General features: G+C 59.7%; 22 protein-coding genes. 8 read left to right on the plus strand and 14 right to left on the minus strand.

Annotation, left to right across the window (positions count from 1 at the left end):
- The first annotated feature begins 51 nt into the window (after positions 1-51).
- The gene (gene serA, locus CLU80_RS11860) at positions 52-1,281 is read left to right on the plus strand and encodes a phosphoglycerate dehydrogenase (RefSeq protein ID WP_008085296.1); all 1,230 of its coding nucleotides are present in this window, start codon (positions 52-54) and stop codon (positions 1,279-1,281) included.
- 63 nt (positions 1,282-1,344) lie between these two features.
- Here serA and CLU80_RS11865 read toward each other — a convergent pair whose 3' ends face one another.
- Positions 1,345-1,770 carry a DUF4399 domain-containing protein gene (locus CLU80_RS11865; RefSeq protein ID WP_093429790.1) on the minus strand — a complete coding sequence of 142 codons (426 nt, stop codon included), beginning with the start codon at positions 1,768-1,770 and terminating at the stop codon, positions 1,345-1,347.
- Between the two features lie 135 nt (positions 1,771-1,905).
- Between CLU80_RS11865 and CLU80_RS11870 the strand changes: the two genes are divergently transcribed.
- Positions 1,906-2,469, plus strand: a complete 564-nt coding sequence (locus CLU80_RS11870) for a transporter substrate-binding domain-containing protein (protein ID WP_099757449.1) — start codon at positions 1,906-1,908, stop codon at positions 2,467-2,469.
- A 301-nt stretch (positions 2,470-2,770) separates the two neighbouring features.
- Here the strand turns inward: CLU80_RS11870 and CLU80_RS11875 are convergent, their stop codons facing one another.
- Positions 2,771-3,256 carry a 2-thiouracil desulfurase family protein gene (locus CLU80_RS11875; protein WP_099757450.1) on the minus strand — a complete coding sequence of 162 codons (486 nt, stop codon included), beginning with the start codon at positions 3,254-3,256 and terminating at the stop codon, positions 2,771-2,773.
- 1 nt (position 3,257) lies between these two features.
- A complete protein-coding gene (locus tag CLU80_RS11880) occupies positions 3,258-3,890 on the minus strand; it encodes a 2OG-Fe(II) oxygenase (protein ID WP_093429787.1) in 633 nt (210 codons plus the stop codon).
- Positions 3,891-3,998: 108 nt separating this feature from the next.
- Between CLU80_RS11880 and CLU80_RS11885 the strand changes: the two genes are divergently transcribed.
- Entirely contained in the window at positions 3,999-4,730 is a 732-nt protein-coding gene (locus CLU80_RS11885; protein ID WP_093429786.1) for a DUF2059 domain-containing protein, read from the plus strand.
- A gap of 135 nt (positions 4,731-4,865) precedes the next feature.
- Here the strand turns inward: CLU80_RS11885 and bipL are convergent, their stop codons facing one another.
- Positions 4,866-5,813, minus strand: coding sequence for a phospholipase BipL (bipL, locus tag CLU80_RS11890; RefSeq protein ID WP_099757451.1), 948 nt, complete (start codon positions 5,811-5,813; stop codon positions 4,866-4,868).
- Positions 5,814-5,912: 99 nt separating this feature from the next.
- On the opposite strand from bipL, the gene CLU80_RS11895 reads away from it, so the two are divergent.
- Both CLU80_RS11895 and CLU80_RS11900 read left to right on the plus strand, forming a co-directional pair.
- Positions 5,913-6,491 (plus strand): DUF6436 domain-containing protein, encoded by a 579-nt coding sequence (locus CLU80_RS11895; protein WP_099757452.1) that lies wholly within the window; start codon positions 5,913-5,915, stop codon positions 6,489-6,491.
- A 102-nt stretch (positions 6,492-6,593) separates the two neighbouring features.
- The gene (locus CLU80_RS11900) at positions 6,594-9,005 is read left to right on the plus strand and encodes a penicillin acylase family protein (protein WP_099757453.1); all 2,412 of its coding nucleotides are present in this window, start codon (positions 6,594-6,596) and stop codon (positions 9,003-9,005) included.
- A gap of 64 nt (positions 9,006-9,069) precedes the next feature.
- On the opposite strand, the gene CLU80_RS11905 is transcribed toward CLU80_RS11900, so the two are convergent.
- Together CLU80_RS11905 and CLU80_RS11910 are read right to left on the minus strand one after the other, a co-directional pair.
- Positions 9,070-10,215 (minus strand): integrase core domain-containing protein, encoded by a 1,146-nt coding sequence (locus CLU80_RS11905; RefSeq protein ID WP_099757454.1) that lies wholly within the window; start codon positions 10,213-10,215, stop codon positions 9,070-9,072.
- Between the two features lie 275 nt (positions 10,216-10,490).
- The gene (locus tag CLU80_RS11910) at positions 10,491-11,456 is read right to left on the minus strand and encodes a GlxA family transcriptional regulator (RefSeq protein WP_099757455.1); all 966 of its coding nucleotides are present in this window, start codon (positions 11,454-11,456) and stop codon (positions 10,491-10,493) included.
- A 152-nt stretch (positions 11,457-11,608) separates the two neighbouring features.
- On the opposite strand from CLU80_RS11910, the gene CLU80_RS11915 reads away from it, so the two are divergent.
- Positions 11,609-12,247: an HD domain-containing protein gene (locus tag CLU80_RS11915; RefSeq protein ID WP_093429781.1), complete on the plus strand. Its 639-nt coding sequence runs from the start codon at positions 11,609-11,611 to the stop codon at positions 12,245-12,247.
- 150 nt (positions 12,248-12,397) lie between these two features.
- Here CLU80_RS11915 and CLU80_RS11920 read toward each other — a convergent pair whose 3' ends face one another.
- From CLU80_RS11920 to CLU80_RS30225, 8 genes are all read right to left on the minus strand, one after another.
- Positions 12,398-13,288, minus strand: a complete 891-nt coding sequence (locus CLU80_RS11920; protein ID WP_093429780.1) for an ABC transporter permease subunit — start codon at positions 13,286-13,288, stop codon at positions 12,398-12,400.
- Entirely contained in the window at positions 13,285-14,166 is an 882-nt protein-coding gene (locus CLU80_RS11925) for an ABC transporter permease subunit (protein ID WP_177413063.1), read from the minus strand. Before CLU80_RS11925 ends, CLU80_RS11920 begins: the two co-directional genes overlap by 4 nt.
- 35 nt (positions 14,167-14,201) lie before the next feature.
- Positions 14,202-15,344 carry an ABC transporter ATP-binding protein gene (locus CLU80_RS11930; RefSeq protein ID WP_034151965.1) on the minus strand — a complete coding sequence of 381 codons (1,143 nt, stop codon included), beginning with the start codon at positions 15,342-15,344 and terminating at the stop codon, positions 14,202-14,204.
- Positions 15,345-15,411: 67 nt separating this feature from the next.
- Positions 15,412-16,509 (minus strand): polyamine ABC transporter substrate-binding protein, encoded by a 1,098-nt coding sequence (locus CLU80_RS11935; RefSeq protein WP_099757457.1) that lies wholly within the window; start codon positions 16,507-16,509, stop codon positions 15,412-15,414.
- A 187-nt stretch (positions 16,510-16,696) separates the two neighbouring features.
- On the minus strand, positions 16,697-17,806 hold the full coding sequence (locus tag CLU80_RS11940; protein ID WP_099757458.1) for a polyamine ABC transporter substrate-binding protein: 1,110 nt from the start codon (positions 17,804-17,806) through the stop codon (positions 16,697-16,699).
- A gap of 171 nt (positions 17,807-17,977) precedes the next feature.
- Positions 17,978-19,342, minus strand: coding sequence for an aspartate aminotransferase family protein (locus CLU80_RS11945; RefSeq protein ID WP_093429776.1), 1,365 nt, complete (start codon positions 19,340-19,342; stop codon positions 17,978-17,980).
- Between the two features lie 56 nt (positions 19,343-19,398).
- The gene (locus tag CLU80_RS11950) at positions 19,399-20,757 is read right to left on the minus strand and encodes a glutamine synthetase family protein (protein ID WP_099757459.1); all 1,359 of its coding nucleotides are present in this window, start codon (positions 20,755-20,757) and stop codon (positions 19,399-19,401) included.
- A gap of 94 nt (positions 20,758-20,851) precedes the next feature.
- Entirely contained in the window at positions 20,852-21,208 is a 357-nt protein-coding gene (locus tag CLU80_RS30225) for a gamma-glutamyl-gamma-aminobutyrate hydrolase family protein (RefSeq protein WP_116254289.1), read from the minus strand.
- A gap of 278 nt (positions 21,209-21,486) precedes the next feature.
- Here CLU80_RS30225 and CLU80_RS11955 point away from each other — a divergent pair, with 278 nt between their 5' ends.
- Both CLU80_RS11955 and CLU80_RS11960 read left to right on the plus strand, forming a co-directional pair.
- Positions 21,487-22,863: a glutamine synthetase family protein gene (locus tag CLU80_RS11955; protein ID WP_038358985.1), complete on the plus strand. Its 1,377-nt coding sequence runs from the start codon at positions 21,487-21,489 to the stop codon at positions 22,861-22,863.
- A gap of 243 nt (positions 22,864-23,106) precedes the next feature.
- Positions 23,107-23,745, plus strand: a complete 639-nt coding sequence (locus tag CLU80_RS11960) for a TetR/AcrR family transcriptional regulator (RefSeq protein WP_099757460.1) — start codon at positions 23,107-23,109, stop codon at positions 23,743-23,745.
- Positions 23,746-23,889: the final 144 nt, after the last annotated feature.

The following is a 23,889-nucleotide window of genomic DNA, read 5'->3' on the forward strand; positions in this document are numbered from 1 at the left end:
CCAGGCTGCTCCCCTCCCTGCCATTTTTCTCCGGGATACAGGTTTACGCAGATGAGCAAGACTTCTCTCGATAAGAGCAAGATCAAGTTCCTTCTTCTCGAAGGCGTCCACCAATCGGCTGTCGACGTCCTCAAGGCGGCGGGCTACACCAGCATCGAATACCTGACAGGTTCCTTGCCGGAAGCCCAGCTCAAGGAAAAGATCGCTGACGCTCACTTCATCGGCATTCGTTCGCGCACCCAACTGACCGAAGAGATCTTCGATCATGCGAAGAAGCTGGTCGCGGTCGGCTGTTTCTGCATCGGCACCAACCAGGTTGACCTGAGTGCTGCCCGCGAGCGCGGTATCGCCGTGTTCAACGCGCCGTACTCCAACACTCGCTCCGTCGCCGAGCTGGTGCTGGCCGAAGCGATCCTGCTGCTGCGCGGCATCCCTGAGAAAAACGCTTCCTGCCACCGTGGCGGCTGGATCAAATCCGCAGCCAACTCCTTCGAGATCCGTGGCAAGAAACTCGGCATCGTCGGCTACGGCTCGATCGGTACGCAGTTGTCGGTTCTGGCTGAAGGTCTGGGCATGCAGGTGTACTTCTATGACACCGTGACCAAGCTGCCACTGGGCAACGCGACTCAAATCGGTAGCCTGACCGAACTGCTGGGCATGTCCGACATCGTCACCCTGCACGTTCCGGAAACCGCCGCGACCCAGTGGATGATCGGCGAGAAGGAAATCCGCGCCATCAAGAAGGGCGGCATCCTGATCAACGCCGCGCGCGGCACCGTGGTCGAACTGGACGCCCTGGCGGACGCGATCAAGGACAAGCACCTGATCGGCGCGGCCATCGACGTATTCCCGGTGGAGCCTCGTTCCAACGACGAAGAGTTCGAAAGCCCGCTGCGTGGCCTCGACAACGTGATCCTGACCCCGCACATCGGTGGTTCGACCGCCGAAGCGCAAGCCAACATCGGTCTGGAAGTGGCAGAGAAACTGGTCAAGTACAGCGACAACGGTACCTCCGTTTCGTCGGTGAACTTCCCGGAAGTGGCCCTGCCGGCTCACCCTGGCAAGCACCGCCTGCTGCACATCCACGAGAACATCCCGGGTGTGATGAGCGAGATCAACAAGGTCTTCGCCGAAAACGGCATCAACATCTCCGGTCAGTTCCTGCAGACCAACGAGAAGGTTGGCTACGTGGTGATCGACGTCGACGCCGAGTACTCGGATCTGGCGCAAGAGAAGCTGCAGCACATCAACGGCACTATCCGTAGCCGCGTGTTGTTCTGATCAAGCGTTGAGCGACAAAAAAAAGGGAGCCTTCGGGCTCCCTTTTTCATGCACGCCGAAACGTTATTCGACGTTGACGGTGATTTTCTTCGAGACGATGGGTGGATCGAACGGCATGTGGCCGCTGTCGCCCAGTTCAAGCTGCAGAGTGTGCTTGCCCGGCGCCAACTTGACGTCCGCCTGAGTCTGCGCTTTACCGAAGTGCATGTGGTTAGCGTCATTCGGAATCGGTGCGCCAGCGGCCGGCAGCTTGTCGACGTCGATCAGCAGGTGATGGTGACCGGTGTTCTTGGTGACGTCACCGGCCGGTGCCAGCGCGACGTCCTTGGTACCGAATTTGACGGTGAAGGTCTGCGAAACCGTGGCCCCGTCTTCGGGAGAAACGATGAACACTTCGGCACCTTTGGGGGCCGGTGTGGCGGCACTGGCCAGCACCGAAACACCCATCAGCACACCCGCCAGCGCTGCACGTGACATAAAGCTTTTCATTTTCTTCTCCAGTTTTTCCGTAAAATCCGCAGGGTCATGACAACTTCATGACCATTCGTTGTCGAAGGCACTCGACAACCATAGCAAAGCGAGCCTCACTCAGAGCGTCGCGATAATGATTTCAAAGGAGTGACCATGCGCTTTCTGCCTGGCCTGATCTGCCTGCTACCCCTTCTGAGCCCTTTGGCTCACGCCGAACTGATTGATGACGTCAATGACCGTGGCGAGCTGCGCATTGCCCTTGAGGCTAATACACCGCCCTTCAATTTCAAGGATGGCGACACACTCACGGGGTTCGAGGTCGAGCTTGGGCAACTGGTGGCCAACGAGCTGGATGTGCGCGCCGACTTCATCGTCACTGACGAAGCCGACCTGCTCCAGGGCGTTGAAAGCGGCAAGTACGACGTTGCGCTCAACCACATAGCACTGACACCGGAGCTCAAGGATCGTTTCGACTTCAGCGAGCCTTACGGCAAGGTCGATTCGCAGCTGCTGGCGAAGAAGGATGAGCAGCCACGGCCGATGGTGCTGGTGCAGGCGCTTACGGAAGAGAAGCCGAAAGCGGCAGCGCCGGTGGATTTGGCGATTCCGTTCCAGAAGGGTAATCCGGCGTTTCAGGCCAGCCTTGCGAGTGCGATGCAGCGGATCAAGGCGGATGGACGTTTGGCCGCGCTGACTGAGAAGTGGTTGAAGCCTTAAAAGCCCCTCACCCTGGCCCTCCCGAAACGTCGGACCGCCCATAGGGAGAGGGGACTGATTGGGGGATGCTTTAGAGATACGCCGACTTGGGATGGCTATACCGAATCCGAAATCGACTGACCATGGCTTCGTCGACGCCATAATCGATCGGTCATGCCTGTGTCGAATCCATAGTCGATCAGTCATGGCTGTTTCGAATCCATAGTCGATAAGGTCTTTCAGGTCGATGGACAGCGCCAGACACCTCGGTCGGCCACCTCTCCCACCGGGAGAGGGCTGGGGTGAGGGCAACGATTCCGGATCAGCCCAAAGCCGCCAGAGCCACCGCCGCCTCAGGCAATTCAAGCTCACTGAACACCTGCACACCATGGCGCTTGAGCAACGCAGCCGTCACGCCCTCGCCACTGACTTTGACGCCACTGAACGTGCCGTCATAGGTCAGCAGGTTTCCACAGGAGGGACTGTTGGCTTTCAATACTGCTACGCGAATGCCGTGCTTCTGCACCAGCTCCAGCGCCTGCCGCGCACCATCCAGAAACTGCGCGCTGACATCCTCGCCCTCAGTGGTGATCACCGCCGCGACACCATCAAGCACTTCACCGCCCTGCCCTCCGGGAATCTCCGCCGCCGCCCGTGGCGTCGGCAATCCGCCAGCGACCTCCGGACACAGCGGCACCACCCGCCCTTCAGCGATCCACTGTTCGAGCAGATCGAACGGCCCGCTCGCGCCACCGTCGTAACGCACGCGATGGCCCAACAGGCAGCGGCTGACCAGAATCTTTTCCATCTCAGAACGGCTCGTTGCCACGGCGGCGGAACCAGCCGGTCAGCGACAGGCGCTCGCGGTTCGCCGGCAGCACTTCATGAGGCACTTCACCGGAAAGGAACACCACCAAGCAACCGCCGGTAGGCTGCACGTCGTGCACGCGCTCATCGCTCAGGTACATTCGCAATTGACCGCCATCCTCCGGCAACCAGGCATCATTGAGGTAGACCACCACTGACACCATGCGTTTGTCATCGTCGCGAAAACGGTCGACATGCCTGCGATAGAACGCGCCCGGCGGATACAGCGCGAAATGGCATTCAAAGTCCTCAAGCCCGAGAAACAGGCCACGGTTAAGCGCCTCACGCAGGCTTTCCATCAAGTTCAGATAACGGTCGCTGGCCTCGGCCTGGCCGGGGTCGATCCACTGAATGTGGTCGCCCCGAATCCCTTCGCGGATCTCTGAAAACGGCCCGCGACCGACAGCCGCCGGCGCCAGCTCACCCTCGGCCTCACGTTTACGGCACTCGGCCGCCAGCTCGCGGGTCAAACCGGCGGGCAGGAATATGTTCTGCTGCGACCAGCCGTGTTCCGCCAGGTCGTCGACGATGCGTAACAGCAGTGGGTGTTCAGAGGATATTTGCATGGCGCGCATAGTATGTCGGCGGCAAGAAATCCGACAGAGCCACGCGGCGGCTTGCTACGAATTCTCGACAAGTACCGGCACCGCACGGAGAATAGTCCGCTGCTGACAGGAGTCCCTATGCGCCGTTTGCTTTTTTCACTGTTGATGTTCTGCGTTTTGCCCGCTTGGGCGGACGGCCACGATCAGTTGTACAAGGTCGCCGGCTGGCCAGATCAACGTGCGCATTTCAATGACGCCCTGACTGCTGCGCAGCAGCGCTACCAGAACAGCCTGCCGCCCGCCGTGTTTCAGGCACTGGTGAACAACAGCAACCAGCGCTTCGCCCCGCAAGCTGTGGATCAACGCGCCGAAGCGCAACTGCGGCAGAAGCTTGCCGACCCGAAACCGGCCCTGACTTTCTTTCAATCGCCGCTGGGCAAGAAAATTGTCGCGGCTGAATTGCTCGCCACCCGTCGCGATCAACTGGCGAAAAATGCCAAGGGCTTGCCGAAGATGCAGGCCAGCGACAGCCGTCTGCTGATCATTGGCCACCTCGCTCAGGCCTTGCCGGCGCGTGAGGCCGGCGCCGAAGTGAGCCTGGCGATTGCCGGCGTGGCGGCGGACAGTTTGAGTTCGATGATCCCGGGATTGCTCGGTGGCGGTCAGGCGCAGGGCATGCTCAATGGTCAGCGCCAGCGTTTGATGGATCAGATTGGCGCGGACATCAACAACACGCTGCTCTACGTGTATCGCGACTTGTCGGATGAAGAGCTGGAGGAGTTTGCGACATTTGCCGAATCGACTGAGGGCAAGGCTTATTACCAGGCAGCGTTGGCGGCGATTCGCGCGGGGTTGGCGGTCGGGCAATGATCCTTGTTGCCTGACAAACCGCCTTCGCGAGCAAGCACACTCCCACATTGGATCTTCAGCGGACACAAAATTTGTGAGCATCCCGCCCCCCCCCCTGTGGGAGCGAGCTTGCTCGCGAAGAGGCCCTCACAGGCGCTAAAGATTCCGGCCCCTGATGCGCTTGCTCAGAAACTCGAAATACTCCTCACGCATCTCCACCGTCTCATTCGCCAGATGATGCCGCGCCTCGGCCAATAGCAGAATCTGCGGCCGGTCGAACTTCCACTTCATCACCTGCAAATTGTGTTGCCAGTCCACCGTCATGTCCGCCTGTCCCTGAATGATCAGCGGCCGTCGCGGACTTTTTTTCGCGTGCTCGACGCGGATGATCCAGCGTGACAGCGCGCCCACCCATTTGGTCGGCAAGCGCCGTGGCTGCAACGGATCGGCCTGGAGAAACGGCAGGAAATCCGGGTCATTGGAATTCTCGCTAAAGCGTCGCGTGACACCCCGAACGAAAGGCCGGAGCAGGTAATAACTAAATTGCGACCAGCCCCATGCCCTTGGACGCACCAGCGGCGCCAGCAAAATCACCTGGCCTTGCGCCGGGCTGTTTTCGCCATGGTTGAGCAGGTGATCAACCACAATCGCCCCGCCGGTGCTTTGCCCGCACAAGTGCCACGGCTGCGGCAACGCGATCGACTGCGCCTCGGCGAACAACGCTTGCAGGACGTCCTGGTATTCAGAGAAATCGCGGATGCTCGCACGCGGCCCGCTCGACAGACCATGCCCCGGCAAATCACACGCGATTACCGCAAAGTCTTGATCCAGCGCCCACTCGATCACATGCCGATACAGCCCGGTGTGATCGTAGTAACCGTGCAGCAGAAACAGCGTCGCCTTGACCTTCTCCGGCCACCAGCAATGGCTGACCACTTCATAGCCATCGACCTCGAAACGGCCCATGCCACGCCAGACATCGCGATGGGGAAAGTCGGTCTGGTAGAAGCGCTGGTAAGCCTTGGCCTCGTCCGACAACGGCTGCCACTCGGCCAAAGGCTTGAGGCTGGCGCGGATTTGATCGGGGTCGAAAGTGGCAGGCATGCGGGAATTCCAAAGCGGTAAACAGACTTTATCGGCCTGCGATATTCATCTGTCGGAGCAAGCATGGCAAGCTAGCCCACCTCTTCTGGAACGAAAACCATGCGTTCGCCCTACCGCACCGCACTGTTTGCCAGCCTGCTCGCGCTGATTTGCGCCGGGGTACTGTGGGCGGCGTACGACTGGTTTCAGGGGCGTTATCTGCGCGCGTTCAGCGAACACACGGCGGTATTTTCCGGTGATCCGCTGCGCCTGCCGGACAACCTCGCCGGTCCCGGCAAGATTCGCCTGGTACATTTCTGGGACCCGGCCTGCCCGTGCAACGTCGGCAATCAACAGCACCTGACCGAGATGGTCGAGCGGTTTGGCGGCAAAGGCGTGGAGTTCTTCGCCGTGCAGAAAACCGGCAGCCACGGTCAGTTGCCCACGACCCTCAGCAGTCTGAAAACCATCACGATATTGCCCGGCTCCGAACAGGTTCCGGCCAGCCCGGCCGTGGCGATCTGGGACCGCAGCGGTAAGCTGGCGTACTTCGGCCCCTACAGCGAAGGCCTGACCTGCAATTCCAGCAACAGCTTTATCGAACCGATTTTGAATGCCCTGACGGAGGATCGCCCGGTCAATGCCACGCACACCCTGGCGGTCGGTTGTTATTGCCCGTGGCCGGTGGAAACGCCGTAAGGCATTCCGGACTTTTCAAGGACAGCGCTGCACGGCACAGAAGGTCTGTGCTAATTGTTTGCAGCCCGACGGGCGGCAATCCCGCTTGCACAAGGAGTCACCATGAAGCGCGTGTTCACCGTACTTGGCTTGCTCATCGTTGTTCTGCTTGCCGGCGTCGGCTGGTATGTCTACAGCAAACAACCCACACGCCAGGGCCAGGTTGAACTGCGCAACCTGCAAGGTTCGGTGACCGTGCGCTACGACGAGCGCGGCGTGCCACACCTGCGCGCCGAGAACGAAACCGACCTCTACCGCGCCCTCGGCTACGTGCATGCCCAGGATCGCCTGTTCCAGATGGAAGCCATGCGCCGCCTCGCTCGCGGCGAACTGGCCGAAGTGCTCGGGCCGAAACTGCTCGACACCGACAAACTGTTCCGCAGCCTGCGCATCCGTGAACGCGCGGCCAGCTACGTCGCCAGTCTCGATAAACAGTCACCGGCGTGGAAGGGCCTGCAAGCCTATCTGGATGGCATTAACCAATATCAGGACACCCACGCCGCGCCAATCGAGTTCGACGTGCTGGGCATCCCCAAGCGGCCGTTCACCGCGGAAGACAGCATCAGCGTCGCCGGCTACATGGCCTACAGCTTTGCGGCGGCGTTTCGCACCGAGCCGTTGCTGACCTATGTGCGCGATCAACTCGGCGCTGATTACCTCAAGGTCTTCGATCTCGACTGGCAACCCAATGGTGTGCTGGCCAACGGTCACGCCAAACCTGCGCCGGTCCTCGCCGCCGGCGACTGGAAAGACCTCAACGCCCTTGCCCGCCTCAGCGAACAAGCGCTGATCGACCATGGCCTGCCGCAGTTCGAAGGCAGCAACGCCTGGGTCATCGCCGGCAGCCGCAGCCAGAGTGGCAAACCTCTGCTGGCGGGTGATCCGCACATTCGCTTCTCGGTGCCGTCGGTGTGGTACGAGGCGCAATTGTCGGCGCCGGGCTTCGAGCTGTACGGCCATCATCAGGCGCTGGTGCCGTTCGCGTTTCTGGGACACAACCTGGATTTCGGCTGGAGCCTGACCATGTTCCAGAACGACGATCTGGACCTGATCGCCGAGAAGGTCAACCCGGGTAATCCGAATCAGGTCTGGTATCGCGGCCAGTGGACCGACATGGTCGTTACACAGCAGCAGATCAATGTAAAGGGCCAGCCGCCGGTCACCCTCACCCTGCGCCAATCGCCCCACGGCCCGATCGTCAACGATGCGCTGGGGACTGCTGCCGGGAAAACGCCGATTGCCATGTGGTGGGCCTTCCTCGAAACGCCGAACCCGATCCTCGAAGGCTTCTACCAGCTCAACCGCGCCGACACGCTGGCCAAGGCCCGCGCCGCCGCATCCAAGGTGCAGGCACCGGGGCTGAACCTCGTCTACGCCAACGCCAAGGGCGATATCGCCTGGTGGGCCTCGGCGCTGCTGCCCAAGCGTCCGGCCGGGGTGCGGCCGGAATTCATTCTCGACGGCAGCAGCAATCAGGCGGACAAGGACGGCTTCTACCCGTTCAGCGCCAACCCGCAGGAAGAGAACCCGGCGCGCGGTTATATCGTCTCGGCCAACTTCCAACCCGTCTCGCCGACGGGCATGGAGATTCCTGGTTACTACAACCTCGCCGATCGCGGCCAGCAACTGAATCGTCAGCTCAGCGACAAGAGCGTGAAGTGGACCAACGAAGCCAACCAGAAACTGCAACTGGGCACCGCCACCGGCTACGGCCCGCGCTTGCTGGCGCCATTGCTGCCGGTGCTGCGCGAGGTGGTCAGCGATCCGGCGCAACTGAAACTGGTCGAGCAACTGGCGCAATGGCCGGGCGACTATCCGCTGGACTCGGTCAGTGCGACGCTGTTCAACCAGTTCCTCTACGACCTGGCCGATGCGGCGATGCGTGATGAGTTGGGCAATGATTTTTTCGACACCTTGCTGTCGACGCGGGTGATCGATGCGGCGTTGCCGAAGCTGGCGGCGAACGCCGATTCACCTTGGTGGGATAACCGCAACACGGCGAACAAGGAGACCCGTGCCGATGTCGTGCGCGCGGCGTGGGCGGCGAGCATGCAGCACCTGAAGCTGACCCTCGGCGACAATTCGGCCGAGTGGAAATGGGGCGCGGCGCACACGCTGACCCACGGCCATCCGTTGGGGCAACAGAAACCGCTGGAGCGGATTTTCAATGTCGGGCCGTTTGCCGCGCCGGGCAGTCATGAGGTGCCGAACAACCTCTCGGCGAGGATCGGCCCGGCGCCGTGGCCGGTGACTTATGGGCCGTCGACGCGGCGGTTGGTGGATTTCGCTGACCCGGCGCACGGCTTGACGATCAACCCGGTCGGTCAGAGTGGTGTGCCGTTTGACAGTCACTATGACGATCAGGCTGAGGCGTATGTTGACGGGATGTATGTGCAGGCGCATTTCAATGCCGAAGAGGTGACAGCGAATACGCGCAGTACCTTGAAGTTGTTGCCGGCGCGGGCAGCGCCTTAAAAGCCCCTCACTGTAGAGACCGGTACATCCTTTACAAATTAGACCGGGGACATCGTTTACACCTTTACAGGCTTGAAACGCGTTTGGCGCCTCTTTCAAGCCTGCCTAAACAGTGGCTGCAAAGGTACAGTTCCCAAGCGTCATCAGCCACTTCCTTCAACGCGATGTCCTCTCCAATTAGAGCCTCTCCTAGAAAAATCAGCTGTCCTTTCCATTTAATTTCCCCATTTGACCGAACCTTACGTACTTCAACATCGGAACCGTATTCAAGCGCAGGCAAGTAACCGGGATAAGCGCGTATCGACGGGCGATAGACAGATGCCGGCGGTTTCATGCCCAGCGCGGTGTGCGGTCGGTGGTGGTTGAAGTCTTGGATGAAATCCTGAAAAGCCAGCTGCTGGCGCACCAGGTTTTCCGCCGGTGGCACTGCTGCCTTTAGCGTTCGATGCATCCGTTCATGTCGACCATTTTGGTCGGGACGGCCAGGTGTAGTCGTTTCGACATGGATTCCGAGCCTGATGAACCAAACCGATAACTTCGAAAGTCGCGCCAGACCTGTCGACGCAAAAGGAGCGCCATTATCAGTGCGGATCACATCCGGCAGCCCATATTCTCGAAAAGCCCACTCGAAGCCTTCCCGCGTCGGCGCTCCGTGCGTACTGGGCAAAGCGCGACAGACGAATAAAAAGCGGCTCATCTGATCGGTAATGGTCAGCGGATAGCACCAATTACCGTCCTGCATTTTGAACTGCCCTTTGTAATCAGCACACCAAGTCTGGTTGGGCGCGTCGACCGGACGCAAATGTGTTGGAGCACGGGGACGCGGGGGATAGGGCCGTCGCGCCACCACCAAACCAGCTTTCTTCAACCACTCCCCGGCGGTACTCGCCGCCGGCCATTGGATATGCGGATCGGAATCGCGCAGGCGACCAATGATCTGCTTGGGTCCCCGATCGGGATGTTCGTTTTTCTTGGCCAGCAACTTGGCGATGATTTCATCGGAAGTTTGGTGAGGGCAATTCAGCGGCTTACGCGACTGCTCTTTCAAGCCATCCACGCCCAACGCTGCATACCGTTCCAGCCACTTGTCGATGGTTGGACGACTGACGCCATACCGCCGGCTTAATTGGCTTTTGGTGTAGCTGCCGCTGAGCCAATCGCTAATTAACTTCACTCGTTGATCCATTGGGGACTCTTGTTTCCAGGGCATGGTCAGCACCTCCTGACCATGATTGATACCTGTAAACCATGTCCCCGGTCTCAAACGTAAAGGATGTACCCGGTCTTTACCCACCCCAGCCCTCTCCCGGAGGGAGAGGGGGCCGACTGAGGTGTCTTGCGCCATACATCGACCTGAAAGAACGGTGTCGATTATGGATTCACAACCGCTCACTCAGGTCGGCGTATCTCCTCAACATCCCCCAATCGGCGCCCTCTCCCTATGGGCGGTCCGACGTTTCGGGAGGGCTGGGGTGAGGGTAAGGCTCAAACCATCACCGCAAAATTCAGCCGAAACTGCTGCGGCGTAACCCCCAACCGCCGGTTGAACACCCCGCGCATATGCTGCGCATCGCGAAACCCGCACTGATAGGCCACCGTCTTCAACGGCGCCGCCGTGCTTTCCAGCATCACCCGCGCCGCATCCACCCGCGCCCGCTCGACGAACTCCGCCGGGGTGACTTTGGCTTCCCGGGCAAACACCCGCGAGAAATTGCGCGCACTCATGTTCGCCGCATTGGCCAGATCGGCAATCGTCAGATCGCCCGTGAGATTGGCCAGCACATACAACTGCACCATCGCCACCGCCGAGGTCGGCTCCGCGTGCGGTGTGAGGAATGGGCTGAATTGTGACTGCCCACCGGAACGCTGGGTGAACACCACCAGCCGCTTGGCCACGCTCAACGCTACCTCAGCGCCGTGATCCCGCGCCAGCAGGTACAGCGACAGGTCAATCCCCGCCGTGACCCCGGCCGAGGTGTAGAGCGTGCCGTCCTCGACATACAAGCGATCGGCCTCAACCTGCGTTGTCGGACACAACTGCGCCAACGCCTCGGCATCGTTCCAGTGGGTGGTGACGGTGCGCGCCTCCAGCAATTCGGCCCGCGCCAGCATAAACGCGCCGTTGCAGATCGAGCCGAAACGCTGCGCCCGTGCGCAGGCCCCGCGCAGCCAACCGTCGAACGTCGCGCCGAAATCCATGAAGGGCAGTTGCGGCCCACCGGCGACCAGCAGCAGATCGTAGGCGTCGAGTGCTTCGCTGAAATGCCGATGAGCATTCAGGGTCAAACCGTTGGAACAGGCCATCGGCCCGTGCTCGACGCCGATTACTTCGAGCCGATAGTGATCCTCGGGCGCCAGGAAGCGATTGGCCTCGGCGAACACATCCATCGGGCCGCTGACGTCCAGCGACTGCACGCCGGGGAACACGACGATGGCGACGGTTTTGGTCATGGCGGCAAAGCTCCTTTGGGTCTGACCCGAGTTGGCACGATTTGCAGGTGGATTGGCAAGGATCGCAGCCATGCATCGATTGTCCGCTTCCAGCGCCGGGAACAGACTTTCCCCATCAGCGCCACAACGGCGTTTCAGTGAGGAAACTTGCCATGACCACAACCATCGCCGGCATCAAAATCCCTGACAGCGCCCTCGCCCGGGCCACCACCGAATACATCCGCGACATCGAATCCGACCTGCTCTACCACCACTCGCGCCGGGTCTTTCTGTTCGGTGCGTTGAGCGGCGAGCGCCAGCAACTGGCTTACAACCCGGAGCTGCTGTACGTCGGTGCAATGTTCCATGACCTCGGTCTGGTCGAAGGTCACCGCAGTGATGATGAGCGCTTCGAAGTGGACGGTGCCAACGCAGCGGCGGCGTTTCTCAAACCGTACGGGTTGAGCGATGACGACATCGAGCAGGTCTGGCTGTCGATTGCCCTGCACACCACGCCGGGCGTGCCCAAGCATCTGCGCCCGACCGTAGCGCTGGTCACCGCTGGTGTGGAAATGGACGTGCTGGGGATGGATTACGCGGCGTTCAGCACTGTGCAGCGCGAAGCGGTGGTGCATGCGCACCCGCGCGGGGAAGGCTTCAAGGAGTGCATCATCTGCGCGTTTGCCGATGGCTTGCGCCATCGTCCGCAGACGACGTTTGGCAATGTGAAGACTGATGTGCTGAAGGATCAGCAGCCGGGGTTCAAGCCGATGAACTTTGTTGAAGTCATCCGCCAATCTCCGTGGATTTGAATATCACCAGAAACAACTGTGGGAGCGAGCTTGCTCGCGAATGCGGTGGGTCAGCCAACATTTCAGTCGCCTGACACGCCCTCTTCGCGAGCAAGCTCGCTCCCACAGGGACTGGGGTTAATCACAGATTTGTGATCAACCCCATTTGGCTTACGCCGCTTCCGGCGCCGGGGCGCGACGCACGTCCGGCTGCTTCCACGAATCGGCTGCGCTTTCTTCGATGGCTTGCTGGATGGCTTTCTTGCGCGCTTCTTCGGCACGGCGGCTGAAGAACCAGACCATGAAGGTCACGATCGACACCGCCAGCAGAATCAGACTGGCAACGGCATTGATCTCGGGTTTCACACCCAGACGTACCGCCGAGAACACCTCCATCGGCAGGGTCGTCGACCCCGGACCGGAGACGAAGCTCGCCAGCACCAGGTCATCCAGCGACAGCGCGAACGACATCATGCCGCCCGCCGCCAGCGACGGCGCGATCATCGGGATGGTGATCAGGAAGAACACCTTCCACGGCCGTGCACCGAGGTCCATGGCCGCTTCTTCGATCGACAGGTCCAGCTCACGCAGACGCGCCGACACCACCACCGCCACATACGCCGCACAGAATGTGGTGTGGGCGATCCAGATGGTGACGATGCCACGTTCCTGCGGCCAGCCGATCATCTGCGCCATGGCCACGAACAGCAGCAACAGCGACAGACCGGTGATCACTTCCGGCATCACCAACGGCGCTGTGACCAGACCGCCGAACAGCGTGCGGCCCTTGAAGCGGGTGATACGGGTCAGCACGAACGCTGCCAGCGTACCCAGCGCCACCGCAGCGACCGCGGTGTAGCAGGCGATTTCCAGCGAGCGCAACACCGAGCCCATCAGTTGCGTGTTGTCGAGCAGGCCGACGTACCACTTGATCGACCAGCCGCCCCACACCGTCACCAGTTTCGAGGCGTTGAACGAGTAGATCACCAGGATCAGCATCGGCAGGTAGATAAACAACAAACCCAGGACCAGCATCAGACTGGAGAAACGGAAGCGCTTCATTCTTTACCCTCCATTTCCTTGGCCTGACTGCGGTTGAACAGAATGATCGGCACAATCAGGATCGCCAGCATCACCACCGCCAGCGCGGACGCTACCGGCCAGTCACGGTTGTTGAAGAACTCTTGCCACAGCACCTTGCCGATCATCAGGGTTTCCGGACCGCCAAGCAGTTCCGGGATCACGAACTCACCGACCACCGGGATGAACACCAGCATGCAGCCGGCAATGATGCCGTTCTTGGACAGTGGAATGGTGATTTTCCAGAAGCTGTTGAAGGTGCTCGAACCGAGGTCGGAAGCGGCTTCCAGCAAGCTGTGATCGTGCTTCACCAGGTTGGCGTACAGCGGCAGGATCATGAACGGCAGGTACGAATAAACAACACCGATGTACACCGCGAGGTTGGTGTTGAGGATTTGCAGCGGCTCGTCGATGAATCCCATGCTCATCAGGAAACCATTGAGCAAACCGTTGTTGCTGAGGATGCCCATCCACGCGTAAACGCGGATCAGGATTGCGGTCCAGGTCGGCATCATGATCAGCAATACCAACACCGTTTGCATTTCTTTACGGGCGGTGGCGATGGCGTAGGCCATCGGGTAGCCGATCAGCAGGCAGAGGACGGTGCTGATGAACGCCATCTTCAACGAGCCGAGGTAAGCGGCGATGTACAACTCGTCGCCCGCCAGCATCGCGTAGTTGCCAAGGTTCAGCAGCAGTTGCAGCTTCTGCTCGGCGTACGTGTAGATCTCGGTGTACGGCGGAATGGCCACGTCGGCTTCGGCGAAACTGATCTTCAGGACGATGAAGAACGGCAGCATGAAGAACAGAAACAGCCAGATGAACGGAACCCCGATGACCAGTTGCCGGCCATTGGGGATTATTCGGTTGATGCGACGTTTGAATTTGCGCATGTTCATGAGCGAAGTACCACGCCGCTGTCGTCTTCCCACCACACGTAGACCTGATCACCCCAGGTCGGACGCGCGCCGCGACGTTCAGCGTTGGCCACAAACGACTGCACCAGTTTGCCGCTCGGCAATTCAACGTAGAACACCGAGTGCCCGCCGAGGTAGGCGATGTCGTGCACCTTGCCGCTGGACCAGTTGTACTCGCAGGTCGGCTGGTCGGCGGTGACCAGCAGCTTCTCCGGGCGGATCGCGTAGGTCACGGACTTGTCCTGCACCGAGGTGCTGATGCCGTGGCCGACGTAGATCTGCCGATCGAGATCCTTACAGGTGATGGTCGCGTGGCCTTCGGCGTCGTCGATCACTTCACCTTCGAAGATGTTGACGTTACCGATAAATTCGCAGACCAGACGGCTGGTCGGGGTTTCGTAGATGTCGATCGGGCTGCCGATCTGGGCGATCCAGCCCAGGTGCATGATCGCGATGCGCTCGGCCATGGTCATGGCCTCTTCCTGGTCGTGGGTCACCATCACGCAGGTCACGCCGACGCGCTCGATGATTTCCACCAGTTCCAGCTGCATCTGCGAACGCAGTTTCTTGTCCAATGCGCCCATCGGCTCATCGAGCAACAGCAACTTCGGTCGCTTGGCCAGCGAACGTGCCAGCGCCACACGCTGACGCTGACCGCCCGACAACTGATGCGGCTTGCGCTTGGCGTACTGGCTCATCTGCACCAGCTTGAGCATCTCGGCCACACGGGCATCGACCTCGGCCTTGGGAATCTTGTCCTGCTGCAGGCCGAAGGCGATGTTCTGCGCCACGGTCATGTGCGGGAACAAGGCGTACGACTGGAACATCATGTTGATCGGACGTTCGTACGGCGGCATGTCGGTGATGTCGACGCCGTCGAGGAAAATCCGCCCCTCCGTGGGCCGTTCGAACCCTGCCAGCATCCGCAGCAGAGTGGATTTGCCCGATCCCGAACCGCCGAGCAAGGCGAAGATCTCGCCCTTCTTGATTTCCAGGGACACATCGTCCACGGCAATCGTCTCGTCGAACTTCTTCGTGACCCGGTCGATTTTGACCAACACCTGTTTCGGTGTCTGGTCGCCCTCGAGGGCTTTCTTATAGGCGCCGGAGGCAACTGCCATTTACGAAACTCCCAGAAAAAAACAATGCAGTTCGCCCAATGCAGACGAACCCAGGATAGTTTGTGCCTTACTTGCCCGACTTGACCTTGGTCCAGCTGCGGGTCATCAAACGTTGAATATTGGGCGGCAACTCGGTCGACACGTAGGTCTTGTCGAGTACTGCTTGCGGTGGATAAACCGCTTCATCGGTGCGAATGGACTGTTCCATCAGCTTGTCCGAACCCGGGTTGGGGTTGGCGTAACCGACGTAATCACTGACCTGGGCAATCACCTCAGGTTTCAGCAAATAGTTGATGAAGGCGTGGGCTTCTTTGACGTTGGACGAATCCTTCGGAATCGCCAGCATGTCGAACCACAGCGCGCCGCCTTCTTTCGGGATCGAGTACGCGATGTTCACGCCCTTCTTGGCTTCCTCGGCGCGGTGCTTGGCCTGGAAGATGTCTCCGGAGAAACCGATGGCCACGCAGATATCGCCGTTGGCCAGGTCGCCGATGTACTTGGACGAGTGGAAATAGGTCACGTACGGACGCACGGCGAGCAGTTTGGCCGTGGCCTTTTCGTAATCCTTGGTGTTGGTGCTGTTGGCGTTCAGGCCCATGTAGTTGAGCACGGTCGGCATCATTTCATCCGCCGAATCGAGGAACGCGACGCCGCAGCTGTGCAGCTTCTTGATGTTCTCGGGTTCGAACAGCACGCTCCAGGAATCGATCTTGTCGATACCGAGCACTGCCTTGACCTTGTCGACGTTGTAACCGATGCCGTTGGTGCCCCACAGGTACGGCACGGCGTACAGGTTGCCCGGATCGTTTTGCTCCAGACGCTTGAGCAGCACCGGGTCGAGATTGGCATAGTTGGGCAGCTGCGACTTGTCGAGTTTCTGGAACGCGCCAGCCTTGATCTGCTTGCCAAGGAAGTGGTTCGACGGCACGACCACGTCGTAACCGGTACGCCCGGCCAGCAGCTTGCCTTCCAGGGTTTCGTTGGAGTCAAAGACGTCGTAGACCGGTTTGATCCCGGTTTCTTTCTGGAAATCGGCCAGCGTGGTCTCGCCGATGTAATCGGACCAGTTATAAATATGTACCGTACCGGCGGCCTGGGCTCCGACGGCGATCGTCAGGCCGGCAGTGGCCAGCAGGGCTTTGCGCAAAGAAGAAAAAATAGGCAAGTGGAGGTCCTCTAAATTAGTTGGGCCCAAGTTGCCCCGCACTGCATGACAGCCATGGCTGCCCGGCAACAAAACCGGCGCGCAACTTACCCTCGAAAAACCGTTCCTGCAAAACTTCCTGTCATTTAATTGATCCGCTGGCCGCCCTCGCGGGGACGACGGCCAGCGGTTGCTGCTTCAAACCGGCTTATTTACCGGATTTAATCTTGGTCCAGCTGCGGGTCATTTCACGCTGGGTCGCTGCCGGCAAGTCGGCGATCGCATACAACTTGGCCTGCACGTCGGCTGGCGGGTAGATGCCTGGATCGCTGGTGATGTCTTTTTCCACCAGTGCGGTTGCAGCGGCGTTACCGTTCGGGAAACGTACGGCGTTGGTGATGCCGGCCATGACTTCAGGCTTCTGCAGGAAGGTCATGAACTTGTAGGCGCCTTCAACGTTTTCGGCATCTTTAGGGATGGCGACCATGTCGAAGAAGCTGCCCGCGCCTTCTTTCGGAATGGCGTAGCTGACTTTCACCTTGTCACCGGCCTCGGCGGCACGCGACTTGGCCTGCTGCACGTCACCCGAGTAGCCGACCGCTACGCAGATGTTGCCGTTGGCCAGGTCCGAGATGTACTTGGAGGAGTGGAAGTAGGTGATCGAAGGACGAATCTTGAGGAACAGTTCCTCGGCTTTCTTGATGTCTTCTTTCTTCTGGCTGTCGGTTGGCAGGCCCAGGTAGTGCAGCGCGACCGGGAGCATTTCGGTCGGCGAATCGAGGAAGCTCACGCCGCAGCCCTTGAGTTTGGCGATGTTCTCCGGCTTGAGCAGCACGTCCCACGAATCGATGGTGTCGACGCCCAGCGCAGCCTTGACCTTCTCCGCGTTGTAACCGATGCCGATCGAGCCCCACATGTACGGGAAGGCGTGCTTGTTGCCCGGGTCGCTGACCGACACGGCCTTGAGCAGGTCCTGGTTGAGGTTCTTCCAGTTAGGCAGCTTGGACTGGTCCAGCTCCTGGTAAACGCCAGCCTTGATCTGCTTGGCCAGGAAGTTGTTCGACGGTACGACCACGTCATAGCCGGACTTGCCCGCGAGCAGTTTGGCTTCCAGGGTTTCGTTACTGTCGAATACGTCGTAGACCACCTTGATCCCCGACTCTTTCTCGAAGTTGGCGATGGTGTCCGGCGCGATGTAATCCGACCAGTTGTAGACGTGCAGTACTTTGTCGTCCGCGTGAACCGCACCCGCCATCATGCCCGCCACGGACAGCGCGAGAAGTGTCTTGCCAGCAAGCTTTTTACCTAATGCCTTCATGCGTCATGCTCCAAATTTTTCTTTTTTGAACCACTTTGTTCAGCGGCCGAACCCGGACAACTGGAACCGCGGTTAGTCTGGCAAGATCCGAGGCGGTCTTTCAAGAAAAGACCGGCCTTTCTGACAGCTTTGAGCGAGAGCGCCGCAGCTCCCCCGCTCAGAGCCTAGCACTTAGCCTTGCAACGCACTGAGGGTCAGGTCCAGACACTTGCGTGCCTTGGTCACCAGCTCATCGATCTCGGCTTTGCTGATCACCAGCGGCGGCGCGATGATCATGGTGTCGCCCACAGCGCGCATGATCAGGCCATTGTCGAAGCAGAACTGGCGGCAGATCATGCCGACGCCCTTGCCTTCATAACGCTTGCGCGTGGCCTTGTCCTGCACCAGCTCGATCGCGCCCAACAGACCAACCCCGCGAACTTCACCCACCAACGGGTGATCACTCAGTTCCCGCAGACGTTTCTGCAAATACGGTGCCGTTTCGTTGCGGGCGTTCTCGATAATTTTTTCGTCGCGCAGAATGCGGATGTTTTCCAGGCCCACCGCTGCTGCCACCGGGTGACCGGAGTAAGTAAAGCCGTGGTTGAAATCGCCGCCTTCGTTGAGCACCGCCACAACGGAGTCGCGAACGATCAGGCCACCCATCGGGATGTAGCCGGAAGTCAGGCCTTTGGCGATGGTCATCATGTCGGGCGCAAGGTCGTAGAAATCGCTACCGAACCACTCACCGGTACGGCCGAAACCACAAATCACTTCGTCGGCGACGAAGAGGATGTCGTACTTGGCGAGGATTTCCTTGATGCGCGGCCAGTAGCTGTCTGGCGGAATGATCACGCCGCCGGCGCCCTGGATCGGCTCGGCAATAAAGGCACCGACGTTGTCGACGCCGACTTCGAGAATCTTCTCTTCCAGCTGGTTGGCCGCCCAGATACCGAACTCTTCCGGGGACATGTCGCCACCCTCAGCGAACCAGTACGGCTGCGCGATATGAACGATGCCCGGGATCGGCAAGTCGCCTTGTTCGTGCATATACGTCATGCCACCGAGGCTCGCGCCGGCTACGGTCGAACCGTGATAACCGTTCTTGCGGCTGATGATGACTTTCTTGTTCGGCTGGCCTTTGATCGCCCAGTAGTGGCGAACCATACGCAGCATGGTGTCGTTGCCTTCGGAGCCAGAGCCGGTGAAGAACACGTGGTTCATGCCTTCCGGCGCCACGTCGGCAATCGCCTTGGCCAGTTCCAGTGCCGGCGGGTGCGCGGTCTGGAAGAACAGGTTGTAGTACGGCAGTTCGCGCATTTGTTTGGCGGCCGCATCGGCCAGCTCATCACGACCATAACCGATGGCCACGCACCACAGACCAGCCATGCCGTCGAGAATCTTGTTGCCTTCGCTGTCCCACAGGTAAACGCCCTTGGCGTTGGTAATGATCCGCGGGCCCTTCTCTTTCAGTTGCTTGAAGTCGCTGAACGGGGCCAGGTGGTGATCATTGCTGAGTGCTTGCCACTCGCGGGTTTGCGGGTTGTTGCTGGTCATGCCAATTCTCCTTGTTATCGGTGAAGGCGCGGCTGCTGCCAGCCGCGCCCGGCGTATCAGACGGCGAAGAGCAGGTACTCACGCTCCCAGGAACTGATCACGCGCTTGAAGTTTTCATGCTCGGCCCGTTTTACCGCGACGTAGCCAGTGATGAAGGTTTTGCCCAGGTACTTCTCGATGGTCGCGCTGTTTTCCATACGTTCCAGTGCGTCTTCGATGGTCAGTGGCAGGCGCAGGTTGCGGCGCTCATAACCACGGCCCACCACCGGCGCGCTCGGGTTCAGGCCTTCGATCATGCCGATGTAGCCGCAGAGCAGGCTCGCGGCAATCGCCAGGTACGGGTTGGCGTCGGCGCCCGGCAAGCGGTTTTCCACACGGCGGTTCTGCGGGCCGGCATCGGGTACGCGCAGGCCCACGGTGCGGTTCTCTTCGCCCCACTCCACGTTCACCGGTGCCGAGGTATCCGGCAGGAAGCGGCGGAACGAGTTGACGTTCGGCGCGAACAGCGGCAACAACTCAGGAATCAGTTTCTGCAAACCACCGATGTGATGCAGGAACAACTGGCTCATGGTCCCGTCTTCATTGGAGAAGACGTTCTTGCCGGTTTCGATGTCGATGATGCTCTGGTGCAAATGCATCGCGCTGCCCGGCTCGCCGGTCATTGGCTTGGCCATGAAAGTCGCGGCCACGTCGTGCTTGAGTGCTGCTTCACGCATGGTGCGCTTGAACACCAGAATCTGGTCGGCCAGCGACAGTGCGTCACCGTGACGGAAGTTGATTTCCATCTGCGCCGTGCCGTCTTCGTGGATCAGCGTGTCGAGGTCCAGCTCCTGCAGTTCGCACCAGTCGTAGACGTCTTCGAACAGCGGATCGAATTCGTTCGCCGCTTCAATGGAGAACGACTGACGACCGATTTCCGGACGGCCCGAACGGCCAATCGGAGGCTGCAACGGATAGTCAGGGTCGTCGCTGCGCTTGGTCAGGTAGAACTCCATTTCCGGCGCGACGATCGGCTGCCAGCCCTTGTCGGCATAGAGTTTGAGGACTTTCTTGAGGACGTTGCGCGGCGACAGCTCGATCGGGTTGCCCTGCTTGTCGTAGGTGTCGTGGATTACCTGGGCGGTCGGCTCGATGGCCCACGGCACCAGGTACACGGCGTTCTGGTCGGGGCGGCAGATCATGTCGATGTCGGCCGGGTCGAGCAGTTCGTAATAGATGTCGTCTTCGACGTAGTCGCCGGTCACGGTCTGCAACAGCACGCTTTCTGGCAGGCGCATGCCTTTTTCGGCGATGAACTTGTTGGTCGGCGAGATCTTGCCCCGGGTGATACCGGTCAAGTCGGCGATCATGCATTCGACTTCTGTGATCTTGTGGTCTTTCAACCAATCGGTGAGCTGGTCGAGGTTGTTACTCATAAATGCCTCTGGGCTGAGTCTCCTGACAGGATGTCAGGCAAAGTTTGACGCTTTGAGCGTCGCGTTAAAGGGGGCTTGCTCGCGCAGTACCGGCTTACGCCTGGCACCGCGCATAGACAATGAAAGAGGAGCTTACCTGCCCTTTACGCTGGCGTTGCATTTCCTGTGCACAGACGAGGCGTGCAGAATCATGAGCACGGCTGGGCACGCGACACAGGCTTTGGGAGTGAAAGCGATCTATATTGGAAGGGGACGCCATAAACAGGATGCTGTCCCGTACGTCCAGAATATCGGACGCTTGCGCTTGAGCGACCATGGACGGGAACATCGTCGGCAACGATTCAGCCATGCTGGCTGCGCTACGGACGGATTTTTCGCCACTGATGTGATGAGCATGCAGACCGGACTGTTGCGAGCAGTCGGTGATGCCGATTAACGGCAGGCGAGACATGAAGCACCCCGGTATTATTGCTGTTATGGGTTTGATCGGAGCTTAGCCTTGTTCATTTTTTTACACAACACCTCCGTAAAAAATACAACACGGCCTGCTCAAGCCCGCGGGTGGCAAGCTTCCTCAGGACAAAAAACTGCCCAAAAATGCCCCATAAATGCCCTCACAGCGCTTTTTTAGGGCAAAAAAGGCCTCGCTTGACTTCGGCAGGCCGTTCGGGTTGACTGAAACCAGAAAAGATCAATGATTGATATTTTTAACAACAAAGGTGTTGCATCATGTCGGTACCCCCGCGTGCCGTTCAGCTTAACGAAGCGAACGCGTTCCTTAAGGAACATCCTGAGGTTCTGTACGTTGACCTTCTGATTGCGGATATGAATGGTGTGGTGCGCGGCAAGCGCATTGAACGCACCAGCCTCCACAAGGTTTACGAGAAAGGCATCAACCTGCCGGCCTCTCTATTTGCTCTGGATATCAACGGTTCCACGGTGGAAAGCACCGGCCTGGGCCTCGACATCGGCGACGCCGATCGTATCTGCTATCCAATCCCCGATACCCTGTGCAACGAGCCATGGCAGAAGCGCCCGACTGCGCAACTGTTGATGACCATGCACGAACTCGAAGGCGACCCGTTCTTCGCCGATCCGCGCGAAGTGCTCCGTCAAGTTGTTGCAAAGTTTGACGAACTGGGCCTGACCATTTGCGCCGCATTTGAACTCGAGTTCTACCTGATCGACCAGGAGAACGTGAACGGCCGTCCTCAGCCGCCACGCTCGCCGATCTCCGGCAAACGCCCACACTCGACGCAGGTCTACCTGATCGACGACCTCGACGAATACGTTGACTGCCTCCAGGACATTCTGGAAGGCGCCAAAGAGCAAGGCATTCCGGCCGACGCCATCGTCAAGGAAAGTGCCCCGGCGCAGTTCGAAGTGAACCTGCACCACGTAGCCGACCCGATCAAGGCCTGCGACTACGCGGTCCTGCTCAAGCGCCTGATCAAGAACATCGCGTACGACCATGAAATGGACACCACCTTCATGGCCAAGCCGTATCCGGGCCAGGCAGGTAACGGTCTGCACGTACACATCTCGATTCTGGATAAAGAAGGCAAAAACATTTTTGCCAGCGAGGATCCCGAGCAGAACGCCGCGCTGCGTCACGCGATCGGCGGTGTGCTCGAGACCCTGCCCGCGCAGATGGCGTTCCTCTGCCCGAACGTCAACTCCTACCGTCGTTTCGGCGCACAGTTCTACGTGCCGAACTCGCCGTGCTGGGGTCTGGACAACCGCACCGTGGCGATTCGCGTACCGACCGGCTCTGCCGATGCCGTGCGTATCGAACACCGCGTGGCCGGTGCCGACGCCAACCCGTACCTGCTGATGGCTTCGGTACTGGCCGGCGTGCATCATGGTCTGACCAACAAGATCGAGCCAGGCGCGCCAGTCGAAGGCAACAGCTACGAGCAGAACGAGCAAAGCCTGCCGAACAACTTGCGCGATGCCCTGCGTGAGCTGGACGACAGCGAGGTGATGGCCAAGTACATCGATCCGAAATACATCGATATTTTCGTCGCCTGCAAGGAAAGCGAGCTGGAGGAGTTCGAACACTCCATCTCCGACCTTGAGTACAACTGGTATCTGCATACCGTGTAAGCGGTTGTAGCGCCAAACAGAACGCCGTCGGCTGACTCAGCCCACGGCGTTTTTTTATGGCCGCCTGCGGCGGTTCGCGAGCAAGCTCGCTCCCACAATTAATCTCCAGTGAACATGAATACTGTGCACACAGAGCCTCCCTGTGGGAGCGAGCTTGCTCCGGGCGGCGCTCCGACGAAAGCGGCCGACAAGACAACACACAAGCCGGCTCGTACAATGCCCGCTGCCCCGCAGGAGACTTCCATGACGCGACCCGCCCCCGTCCGCAAACCCCGTGCCCGCAGTCAGGCGCGCATCGATTCGATACTCGACGCCGCGCGCACGCTGCTGGCTGCCGAGGGCGTGGCGAGTCTGTCGATCTACAGCGTCGCCGAGCGCGCGCAGATTCCGCCCTCCTCCGTGTACCACTTCTTCGCCAGCGTCCCGGCGTTGCTTGAGGCACTGACGACAGATGTGCACGCCGCGTTTCGCGCCTGCCTGCAAGCGCCGATTGATCATGACGCCTTGCGCGACTGGCGCGATCTGTCGCGGCTGGTTGAGCAACGGATGCTGGAGATCTACGATGAAGACGCGGCGGCACGGCAGTTGATCCTTGCCCAGCATGGTCTGACCGAAGTCACTCAGGCTGACCGTCAGCACGACATCGAACTGGGCGACCTGATGCACAAGCTGTTCGATCATCACTTCGAATTGCCTAGGCTGCCGAAGGATGTCGATGTGTTCGCCCTGGCGATGGAGTTGGGTGATCGGGTATATGCGCGTTCGGTGCAGCAGCATGGGCAGATCACGCCGCGCATGGCCGAGGAAGGCATGCGCGTTTTTGATGCCTATATCGGCCTGTATCTGCCGCCGTATCTACCCAAAAGATCTCTAGTGCTCTGACTGGCCCTTTCGCGAGCAAGCTCGCTCCCACAGTGATTTGTAGTGAATACAACATCTGTGGGCAACACCGAACCTGTGGGAGCGAGCTTGCTCACGAAGGCCGCACCGCAGTTTTCAGATCAGGCACAAAAAACCCCGAACGGC

It is taken from the genome of Pseudomonas sp. 29 (assembly GCF_002754355.1).
GTDB lineage: Bacteria > Pseudomonadota > Gammaproteobacteria > Pseudomonadales > Pseudomonadaceae > Aquipseudomonas > Aquipseudomonas neuropathica.